Source organism: Belnapia sp., assembly GCF_059504005.1.
In genome coordinates this window covers 1-10,036 of record NZ_JCACHU010000026.1, presented here as the reverse complement: position 1 = coordinate 10,036, position 10,036 = coordinate 1, and the positions used below count along the sequence as shown (strand labels likewise).

9 protein-coding genes and 1 pseudogene are annotated in these 10,036 nt (G+C 66.5%); 8 read left to right on the top strand and 2 right to left on the bottom strand.

Annotated features, from left to right (window positions below):
• Positions 1-68: 68 nt before the first annotated feature.
• Both AC5JJ1_RS04880 and AC5JJ1_RS04875 read right to left on the bottom strand, forming a co-directional pair.
• Complete coding sequence (locus tag AC5JJ1_RS04880; RefSeq protein ID WP_495783995.1) at positions 69-674, bottom strand: ANTAR domain-containing response regulator; 606 nt, start codon at positions 672-674, stop codon at positions 69-71.
• A complete protein-coding gene (locus AC5JJ1_RS04875) occupies positions 671-1,864 on the bottom strand; it encodes a transporter substrate-binding domain-containing protein (protein WP_495783994.1) in 1,194 nt (397 codons plus the stop codon). Before AC5JJ1_RS04875 ends, AC5JJ1_RS04880 begins: the two co-directional genes overlap by 4 nt.
• 298 nt (positions 1,865-2,162) lie before the next feature.
• Between AC5JJ1_RS04875 and AC5JJ1_RS04870 the strand changes: the two genes are divergently transcribed.
• The 8 genes and pseudogenes from AC5JJ1_RS04870 to AC5JJ1_RS04835 form a co-directional block, all read left to right on the top strand.
• Positions 2,163-3,680: an amidase gene (locus AC5JJ1_RS04870; protein WP_495783993.1), complete on the top strand. Its 1,518-nt coding sequence runs from the start codon at positions 2,163-2,165 to the stop codon at positions 3,678-3,680.
• A gap of 11 nt (positions 3,681-3,691) precedes the next feature.
• Entirely contained in the window at positions 3,692-5,095 is a 1,404-nt protein-coding gene (locus tag AC5JJ1_RS04865) for an amidase (protein ID WP_495783992.1), read from the top strand.
• Positions 5,096-5,129: 34 nt separating this feature from the next.
• Positions 5,130-6,362 (top strand): urea ABC transporter substrate-binding protein, encoded by a 1,233-nt coding sequence (locus AC5JJ1_RS04860; protein ID WP_495783991.1) that lies wholly within the window; start codon positions 5,130-5,132, stop codon positions 6,360-6,362.
• A 23-nt stretch (positions 6,363-6,385) separates the two neighbouring features.
• Positions 6,386-7,252, top strand: a complete 867-nt coding sequence (locus tag AC5JJ1_RS04855) for an ABC transporter permease subunit (protein WP_495783990.1) — start codon at positions 6,386-6,388, stop codon at positions 7,250-7,252.
• Between the two features lie 12 nt (positions 7,253-7,264).
• A complete protein-coding gene (locus tag AC5JJ1_RS04850) occupies positions 7,265-8,329 on the top strand; it encodes an ABC transporter permease subunit (protein WP_495783989.1) in 1,065 nt (354 codons plus the stop codon).
• A gap of 1 nt (position 8,330) precedes the next feature.
• On the top strand, positions 8,331-9,053 hold the full coding sequence (locus AC5JJ1_RS04845) for an ATP-binding cassette domain-containing protein (protein WP_495783988.1): 723 nt from the start codon (positions 8,331-8,333) through the stop codon (positions 9,051-9,053).
• Positions 9,043-9,753, top strand: coding sequence for an ABC transporter ATP-binding protein (locus tag AC5JJ1_RS04840; protein WP_495783987.1), 711 nt, complete (start codon positions 9,043-9,045; stop codon positions 9,751-9,753). The genes AC5JJ1_RS04845 and AC5JJ1_RS04840 overlap by 11 nt, the downstream gene beginning before the upstream one ends.
• A gap of 46 nt (positions 9,754-9,799) precedes the next feature.
• Positions 9,800-10,036, top strand: a pseudogene (locus AC5JJ1_RS04835) (acetamidase/formamidase family protein); the annotation flags it as partial.

The window sequence follows — 10,036 nt, the reverse complement described above, 5'->3', positions numbered from 1 at the left end:
ATTGTTCCATTATAGGGAAGTGGGCGCGAGAGTCAGTGTCCACGCCGGTTGGTATCATAGTGCCGTCATCAAGCCTCCTTCTGTTGGGTGCCTTGGCGACGTGCAGGCGCGTCGTCGGAAAGGATCGACTTGCTGAGCGCAATCAAGCTCGACCTAGTGTCCATCGCCGCTTTCCGCAGCGAGCTGAAGGCTTCCTGCTCCGAGCAGTTGTTCTGGTGCATGATCTGCACGATAGCTGCCTGGACTGGATCACGGTGATGGGCACGGTGGCGCAGCCGCTCCATATATCGCTCGATGTCGTGCTGCTGCTCAAGGCGGTGGAACGCCATGGCGAGCGCCGTGTAGACGCCACTCGACCGGATGGGCTTCATCAACCAAGCTCCGGGCTTCTGCGCCAGCATCCATTCCAGCCTGCCTGGCGTCTCGGCTCCGACGAGGGCGATCAGCCTGACGCTTGCTGCCAGTCCTTCGAACGGGCTGTTGACGCCTGTGTCGACATCGAAAAAAATGACGTCGGCATGTGAGGCGACCGGCACTGGCGGCATGTTTTCATGACAATGGACAATCAGCCCGAGGCGCCGCAGGCGGCTATCGAGCAATCGTCGGTCATTGTCGTCGGGATGCACGACGAGGGCATGCCGGTTCCGGAATGACGGGATGCGGGGTGTTGTCACGACACGATCCTTAGATGCCGTCGTGGTGGGGCCGGTGCCTCGGAATGTTCCGGAAGTGCTTGGTCAAGCCATACGAGATAAGGGTCCGGCCGGACCAGCGTTGGGGACTCCCACAGCAGATCGAACTGGCCGACAAGATTGGAGCGCGCGATGCGCGGGGTGGCATAGGTATGGTTGTTGTCTGGATCGACGCATATCGATCCCTGCGGCGCGCGGAAGCTGTCGCGATACAGCGCGCGCCGGACCGCTGCCACATCAGCGCTGCCGGCAGCCTTCGTGGCGCGGCCAAGCAACAGCATGCAGGTATAGCTCGCCTGTGCGTCTACTGAGGGCGAGGCGTGGGGACCGAAGCGCTCGCGGTAGCGGCTCAGAAAAGCCTGGTTCTCCGGCGTATCGAGGCTCTGGAACCAGGGTGAGCAGGCTATATGCCCGGCACCCGCTTCAGCGCCGATGATCTGCAGCTCGGGCTCGCACAGGCTGCAGCTGAAAATGGGCGGTAGCGAAGCATGCGGATTGCGCAGCCGGGCCGCATGGTAAGCGCGGAAGAAGGCATAGCTTGATTGGCCGACCAGCGTGTTGAAGACCGCGCCCGGTCGGAGCCGCACGATCTCCTCCACGACATGCTCGACGCTGGTCTCGCCAAGCGGCAAGGTGCGCTCCGCCGCCATGCGGCCGCCGGTCGCGCCCAGCATCTCGCGCAGGACACGGGTTGTCTCCCAGGTCCAGATATAGTGCGAGCCGACGCAGTACACGTTGCTGGCGACGTGATCCAGGATGTAGCAAGCGAGCGGCACCACGTGCTGGTTGGGAGCGGCGCCGACATAGATGACGCTCTCGCTGCTCTCGAAGCCTTCGTAGCGTGCCGGATGCCACAGGAGCGCGTCCGCAGCTTCCACCAAGGGCAAGACTTGCCGACGGGCGGCAGAGGTGTAGCACCCGACGAGATGCATCGCTCGATGTTGGCGCAGCATCGCATCGCAGGCTTCGTAATAGCCGCGCAGACTGCCTCCCGGATCCGCCATGATCGGATCCAGAACGAAGCCCGTATCCCTCCATGCATTCACCTCTTCGAGGCCGAGCATGGCCCCGCGCAGCATTTCCTGTCCCACCGCGCCGTAGAATCCCGTACCTGAGTAGAGCAGGCCGATGGGGATGCGTTCACGCGACACCGGCACGTTGCTGGCCTCCATGGATACTTCGGCTGCCCTTCAGACGGGCAATTGCTCCCAACCCTTATGCATAAAGCCATCCCAGCATTCTGGAAGCCGAAAAGCTGAGCATGGTGCGCCTGGAACCATGTTGACAGGGCAGAAGGGAATGCTCGAAGATCGCTGGCGAGCGTTTCGCTTGAGCCCGCGAGACAAGGATGTCTCACATGCGCGGCTCAGCACCTTGCCGCGCTCAATATGCATGACTTTCGGTATTTCCCCTCCCATCTCCGCGCTTGATCGCGGATAGGAGCAGGACGACGCACGTATTGGAGGCGCCATGCCTGTCAGGACGCCCAGTCTCGAACAGATTCTGCAGATGGCGGAACAGCAAGGGCTGCACTTGTCCGTCGAGGATGCCGCCGAGTTCCGAGGCATCATGGCCGGCACGCTAGAGGCTTACCGGATTCTCGACGAGCTGCCCGAGCCCAGGCTGCCGGTGGTGGCGGCTCGCACGCCCGGCTGGCGTCCTTCCGCAGCCGAGAATCAACATAACGGCTGGTACTGGCGTACGGAGATCGCCACCGGCGGGCCCGGCCCACTGCATGGCAAGCTGGTCGCGGTGAAGGACAATATCTGTGTTGCCGGCGTACCAATGATGAACGGCTCAGCGCTGCTGGAGGGATACGTCCCGGATGTCGACGCCACCGTCGTCACCCGCATCCTGCAAGCCGGCGGCACCATCGCGGGCAAGGCGGCCTGTGAGGATCTCTGCTTCTCCGGCGCCAGCCATACCTGCGTCACCGGCCCCATCCGCAACCCGCACAAGCCTACGCACAGTGCCGGCGGCTCCTCCGGCGGCAGCGCCGCGCTGGTTGCGGAGGGCGCTGTCGAGATGGCGCTCGGCGGCGACCAGGGCGGCTCCATCCGCACGCCATCGAGTTGGTGCGGCGTCTATGGGCTGAAGCCGAGCTGGGGGCTGGTGCCGGTGACGGGCTCCATGCCGATCAGCTACTCTGTCGACCATTGCGGGCCGATCTGCGCCAGCGTCGAGGACGTCGCGCTGCTGCTCTCGGTCATCGCTGGGCATGACGGTTGGGATCACCGGACCATTCCGGCCCAGGTTGGCGACTATACGGGTGTGCTCGGCACTGGCGCGGCGGGGCTGCGCATCGGCGTGCTGCAGGAAGGCTTCGGCCATCCGGAAACCGACCCGCGGGTGGATGCCAGCGTACGCGGCGCGATCGGCGCGCTGGAGCAGCTCGGGGCCCACGTCGAAAGCGCCTCCGTGCCCATGCACCGCGTGGCACCGGCGATCTGGAGCGGCATCATCCTCGAAGGCGCGGCCGAGATGATGCTGAAGGGGCATGGCGTCGGCCACAATGTCCCGGGCTACTACCCCGTCGGCATGCAGGAGGCCTTCGCGCGCGGCTTCGACACCCGGATCGACGATGTGTCGGACACGGTGAAGCTGGTGCTGCTGCTGGGCAAGTACCTGAACACCCACTACCACAACCGCTACCACTCGAAGGCGCAGAACCTTCGCGTGCCGCTGACCCAGGCCTACGACGCGGCGCTGACGGGGGTTGATGTACTGGTCATGCCTACCAATCCCTTCACTGCGACGGAGATTCCGCCGCGTGATGCGCCCCGGGCGCTGGCGGTGGACCGCGCGCTGAACATGCAGGCCAATACCTGCCCCTTCGACGTCTCCGGCCACCCGGCCTTCACCATTCCCTGCGGCACCGTGGACGGGCTGCCGGTCGGGCTGATGCTGGTGGGGCGGCGGTACGAGGAGGCCACGCTGATCCGCCTAGCATCGGCCTTCGCCGCCAGCCGCGACTGGCGCAACACCTGAGAGGAACGGCCATGACGCAGACCGAGCTTCCCTATCTCGAACTGACGGAGCTGACGCAACGCATCCAGGCGAAGCAGATCTCTCCTGTAGAGGCGACGGAGGCGATGCTGTCGCGCATCGCCGCCCTCGACGGCCAGCTGAAGAGCTACGCGCTGGTGATGGCCGAGGAGGCACGCGCCGCGGCACGGCAGGCCGAGGCCGAGATTGCCGGCGGCGAGATCAGGGGGCCGCTGCACGGCGTGCCGATCGCGGTGAAGGATCTCTGCTGGATGGCCGGCGTGCCGACCGCCGCCGGCATGACCATCCACCGCGACTTCCGCCCGCAGCACACGGCTACCGTGGTGAAGCGCTTACAGGCGGCGGGGGCCATCATCCTCGGCAAGCTGCAGCTCACCGAGGGTGCCTATGTCGACCACCATCCGCAGATCCCGCCGCCGGTGAACCCGTGGAGCGCCGAGCACTGGTCCGGCGCTTCCTCCTCCGGCTCCGGCGTCGCCACGGCGGCCGGGCTCTGCTACGGCTCACTCGGTTCCGACACAGGCGGCTCGATCCGCTTCCCTTGCGCCGCGCAGGGCCTCACCGGGGTGAAGCCGACCTGGGGGCGCGTCAGCCGCTACGGCGTCTTCGAGCTGGCGGCGACGCTCGACCATATCGGTCCGATGACCCGCAGCGCGGCCGATGCCGCAGCCATGTTGGCCGCCATCGCCGGCGCCGACCCGGACGACCCGACCACCCTGCAGGCGCCGGTGCCCGACTACATGGCGGAACTGGGCGGCGGCATCGCCGGGCTGCGCCTCGGCATCGACGAGGCTTGGATGGGCGCTGCGACCGACGCTGCGACGCAAGGCGTATTGCAGGCGGCGCTGGCCACGCTGCAGCAGCTCGGCGCAGAGGTGGTGCCGATGCGCTTCCCAGACACCGGGGCGGTGATCCAGGACTGGTTCCCGCTCTGCGGCGCCGAGGTAGCGGTGGCGCACAAGGCGACCTACCCCGCCCGGAAGGCCGAGTACGGTCCCTCGCTCTCGGCGCTGATCGAGCTCGGGCACGGGCTCACGGGCATGGGCTACCAGGAGATCGTGTTGCGCCGCATCGACTTCCGCGGCCGTGTCGCCGCGATGTTCGAGGGAATTGACCTGCTACTCGCGCCCGCGCAGGGCTTCGCCTCGCCCACTTTGGCGAAGATGGCCACGGCCGGCGAGGACGCGGCGCTGATGCAGGCGCTGCTCAGCTACACCTGCCCCTTTGACATGACCGGCAGCCCGACCATCACCCTGCCGGGCGGCTTCACCGATGTGGGCACGCCGATCGCCTTCCAGCTTGTCGGCCCGCATCTGTCCGAGGCCGTGCTCTGTCGGGCAGGCCACGCCTTCCAGGCCGCGACGGATTTCCACCGCAAGCATCCCGCACTCGGCTGAGCACGACCCGCACCGTATTGCAAGGAGGGACAGCATGAACCGCAGGGACCTGCTTTTGGGGACGGCCGGGGCGTCGTTGGCGACCGCGCTGCCCCGGACCGGCCAGGCGGCCGGCCCGCCGATCAAGATCGGCCTGCTCGAGGACATCTCGGGCGACCTGGCCTCGATCGGCTTGCCCAAGCTGCACGGCACGCAGCTAGCCGTGGATGAGGTGAACGCCACGGGCGGTATCCTCGGCCGCAAGCTGGAGCTCATCCACCTCGACCCGCAGGGTGACAACGCGCGCTACCAGGAATTCACCCGCCGGCTGCTGCAGCGGGACAAGGTGGACGTGCTGATCGGCGGCATCACCTCCGCCTCGCGCGAGGCGGTGCGACCCATCGTGGGCCGGCAGAACGCTTTCTACATCTATACCAACCAGTATGAGGGGGGCGTCTGCGACGCCAACATGCTGAGCGTCGGCGCCGTGCCGGAGCAGCAGCTCTCCACCCTGCTGCCCTGGATGGTCGAGCGCTTCGGCAAGCGGGTCTACACCGTCGCCGCGGACTACAATTTCGGCCACCTGTCCTCCGCCTGGGGCAAGTCCATCATGAAACCGCTGGGGGTGGAGTTCGTGGGGGAGGAGTTCATCCCGCTCGGCGTCTCGCAGTTCGCCCAGACCATCCAAAACATCCAGCGCGCCAGGCCGGACTGGCTGTACATGCTGGATGTCGGCGCGGCACAGTCCTCGTTCTACGAGCAGAAGAATGCCGCCGGCGTACGCCTGCCCATGGCAAGCCCGGTGAAGATCATGCTGGGCTTCGAGCACAAGCGCTTCCCGCCCGGCGTGATGAAGGACATGTACGCCGCGGCCAACTGGTTCGAGGAGCTGGACACGCCGGAGGCGAAGGCCTTCGTCGCCCGCTGGCGGGCCAAGTACCCGGACGAGGTCTACATCAACGATATGGGCTACAATGCTTGGGTCGCCATCATGCTGTACAAGCAGCTGGCCGAGAAGGCGAAGTCCACCAGGCTCGCTGACCTGCGCGGCGCCATGGCGGATGGCACCCTCGGCGTCGACGCCCCCGAGGGCCGCATCGTCATCGACCCGAAGAGCCAGCACTGTTCGCACCGCATGCGTCTGATCTCGGTGGATGGCGAAAACAAGATCAAGATCGAGAAGGACTTCGGCGACATCCAGCCCTTTTGGCTCAGCCAGGTCGGCTGCAACCTGCTGCAGTCCAACCCGCGCGAGCAGTACACGCCGGACAACCTGCCGCGCCGCTGACCGCAAGCGAGGACAGTGCGACCATGCTGGGCAACCTCTTCGCGGGCTTCTACCAGTTCGCCGACGTCTTCGCGTTTCTGGTTTTGTCCGCGGCGGGCCTCGCCATCATCTTCGGCATGATGGGCGTCATCAACATGGCGCATGGTGAGTTCGTGATGTGCGGCGTCTATGTCACGGCGGCCACCTATCATGCCGGCCTGCCGTTGCCGCTGGCCCAGGCCTGTGGCACGGCGGTGGCCTTTCTGATCGGCATGGTGCTCGAGGCGGTGGTCATCCGCCCCCTCTATACCCGCCCGCTCGACTCGCTGCTGGTGACTTGGGGCCTGAGCCTCGTCGTCACGCAGGGCACGCTGGTGCTGGTGGGCTCGACCTTCCCCGGCATCGGCACGCCGCTGGGGGGCTTCCGTGTCGGCGACTACACCTTCTCAGCCTACCGGATGGTGCTGTTCGCAGCTGCCATCGGCGTGCTCGGCTTCGTCTGGTTCCTGTTCCTCCGCACGCGCTTCGGCATCCAGGCCCGCGCGGTCATGCAGAATCCCGGCATGGCGCAGGCGCTCGGGGTGCGGAGGAACCGCGTCTACGCCCTCAGCTTCGGTGTCGGCGCCGGGCTCGCGGGGTTCTGCGGCGCGCTTTACGCGCCAACCATGTCGCTCATTCCCACCATGGGGTCGAGCTTCATCGTCGAGTCCTTCGTCACAGTGGTGGTTGGCGGCTCCAGCGTGTTGCTGGGCACGGCGCCGGCGGCGGTCGCGCTCGCGGTCATCCGCACCGGGCTGAATGCCTGGTACGGCCAGATCATCGGCCAGATCGGCCTGCTGGTGGCCGTAATCCTCATCATCCGCGTGCTGCCGGACGGTTTCACCGGTTGGCTGACGCGGCGCACGGCCTGACGGGGGACCCGCATGCTCAAGCTTCTCGAAGGGCCGCAGACTATGGGCCGGGGCCCGGCCTTCTGGTGCGCGGCGGGGCTTGTCCTGCTCACCGCTCTCGCCTACCCGCTCTTCGCCGATCCTTATGATGTCGGCAATTTCGGCTACTTCTTCGTCTGGATCTTCATGGCGCTCGGCCTCTGCATGATGTGGGGCCTCTGCGGGATGTTGTCCTTTGGCCAGACCTTCTTCTTCGGCCTTGCCGGCTATGGCTACGGCGTCATCGCCATCGACCTTGGCAATGGGCCGCTGGGCACCATGACAGGTCTGGCGGGTGGCTTGGTGCTCGCGGCCCTGGCCGCTGCGGTGCTCGGCTATTTCATGATCTATGGCCGCATCAACGGCGTCTTCTTCGGCATCGTCACGCTCTCGGTCACGCTGGCCCTGGCCTATTTTCTCGGCCAGACCGCCGGGCCCGAATGGGCGATCGGCAAGGCGCGGCTGAACGGCTTCAACGGCATGCAGGGCATGGACCCGTTGACCTTTCCGGGGCCCGATGGCGGCATCGTGCTGGAGGAGGCGCTATTCTACTACGTCCTCGTCCTCGGCCTCGCCGTGGTCTACATGCTGCTGCGGATCCTTGCCAACTCCCGCTTCGGCAACGTCCTGGTGGCGATCCGCGAGGACGCAGAGCGGACGGAGCTGCTTGGCTACGACGTGCGGCGCTACCAGCTCGCCGTCTTTGTGCTGGGCAGCACGCTCGCCGGGCTGAGTGGCGTGCTCTACACCTCCTGGGGGCAGTTCATCACGCCGTCCAGCATCGGCCTGCCGGCGGCCTCGATGCCGATCATCTGGGTCGCCTTCTCAGGCCGCACGGACCTGACCGCGACCTTGGTTGGCACCTTCCTGCTGCTGCTCGGTTTCCAGAGCCTGACGATCTACAGCCAGGAGACGGCGCTGGTGTTGATGGGCGTGCTGCTGATGGCGACCGTGCTGTTTGTCCCGCGCGGCTTCGTCCTTGGCATCGGCGACCTGTTCTCCCGTCTGGCGATGAGGCGTCGGCGTAGCACCCGTCCCGCGACCACGGCGGAGGTGTGAGATGAAGACTCTCCTTGAACTGAGGGGTGTGAGTCGGCGCTTCGGTGGTTTCATGGCCGTGCGCGAGGTGGACCTCGCCGTCGCGGTCGGGGAGATCCACTGCCTGATCGGCCCGAACGGGGCCGGCAAGAGCACCCTGTTCAAGCTGGTGGTTGGCCGCTACGAGCCGAGCGCGGGCCGCATCCATTTCCGCGGCCATGATGTGACGCGCGACGCGCCGCATTCCCGCATGCAGCGCGGTATGAGCATCAAGATGCAGGCGCCGAGCGTCTTCCGTGCCCTGCCCGTTCGCCAGAATCTACATATTGCCATGCAACATCATGTCCCGCTCGCCGAGCTGGCACGGGAAGAGGAGCGGCTGCTCGAGATGCTGGGTTTGGGCTCCGAAGGGACCCGGCCGGCAGGAGAGCTCTCGCATGGCCAGCAGCAATGGCTGGAGATCGGCATGGCGATCGCGCTGAAGCCCACCTTGCTGCTGCTGGACGAGCCAACCGCGGGCCTCTCGCCGGAGGAGACCTTCCGCACCGGCGAGCTGGTACAGAGCCTGGCGGCGGGCGGAATGACGGTTCTCGCCGTCGAGCACGACATGTCTTTCGTCAAGCAGATCGCCACGCGCGTCACCGTGCTGCATCTCGGCCAGGTCTTCGCGCGAGGTACGGTAGAGGAAATCGTGGCCGATCCGCGCGTGGCTGAGATCTACCTGGGCGTTCCCCATGCCGCCTGACCCGATCCTCGACATCGCCGGCCTGCGCGCCGGCTACGGCGGGACACAGGTGCTGCAGGGTGTGGACCTCTCGGTAGGACGCGGCGAGATCGTGGCGCTGGTCGGGCGCAACGGTGTCGGCAAGACCACGACGATGCGCTGCCTGATCGGCCTGGTGCGGGCGACCGCAGGCAGCATCCACTTCGCCGGCGAGGACCTGACGCGTGCCGCCGCCGATGCGCGGGCGCGGCGTGGCATCGGCTACATCCCCCAAGGCCGAGACGTCTTCCCGCGCATGACGGTGCAGGAGAACCTCCTGGTCGGCGAGCTGATCGGCGCCTCGCGCCGCCAGCGCCGCGCCGACCTCGTCTACCAATACTTCCCCATCCTGGCGGAGCGGCGGCGGCAAATGGCCGGCACGCTGTCCGGCGGGCAGCAGCAGCAGCTCGCCATCGGTCGGGCGCTCATCGGCGGGCCGGAGCTGATCCTGCTCGATGAGCCGTCGGAGGGCGTGCAGCCGAATGTGGTGCAGGCCATCGTCCGGGTGCTGCGCAGCATCCGCGACGACCTCGGCACCACCATCGTCTTCGTGGAGCAGAACCTGGAGACGATCCTGACGCTCGCCGACCGCTGCTGCGTCATGGAGAAGGGCAAGATGGTCGATACTATCCCGCCGGGCGCAGTCACCTCGGAGAATGTCCGCCGTCACCTGCTGCTGTAACGCGGACCAGAACGACCGTGCCGTCTTATCCACCGAGGAGCGATCCATGCCAACCGAGCACGCAATCCCGGCAACCCCCGACATGCTGGTCTGGGGCACGCTTGCCGCGGCGACGCCGCCAGCGCTGACCGTGGAGTCCGGGGATTTCGTCAGCATCGTCGCCATGCCGGCCGGCGGCAAACCCGCCTTTCCGCCCGATCCTGCGCTTGTTCCGGAAGCCTATCGCATGGCCGTTGAGGGCGTGCGGCAGGGGCCGGGGGCGCATTTCGTCAACCGCCCCGTC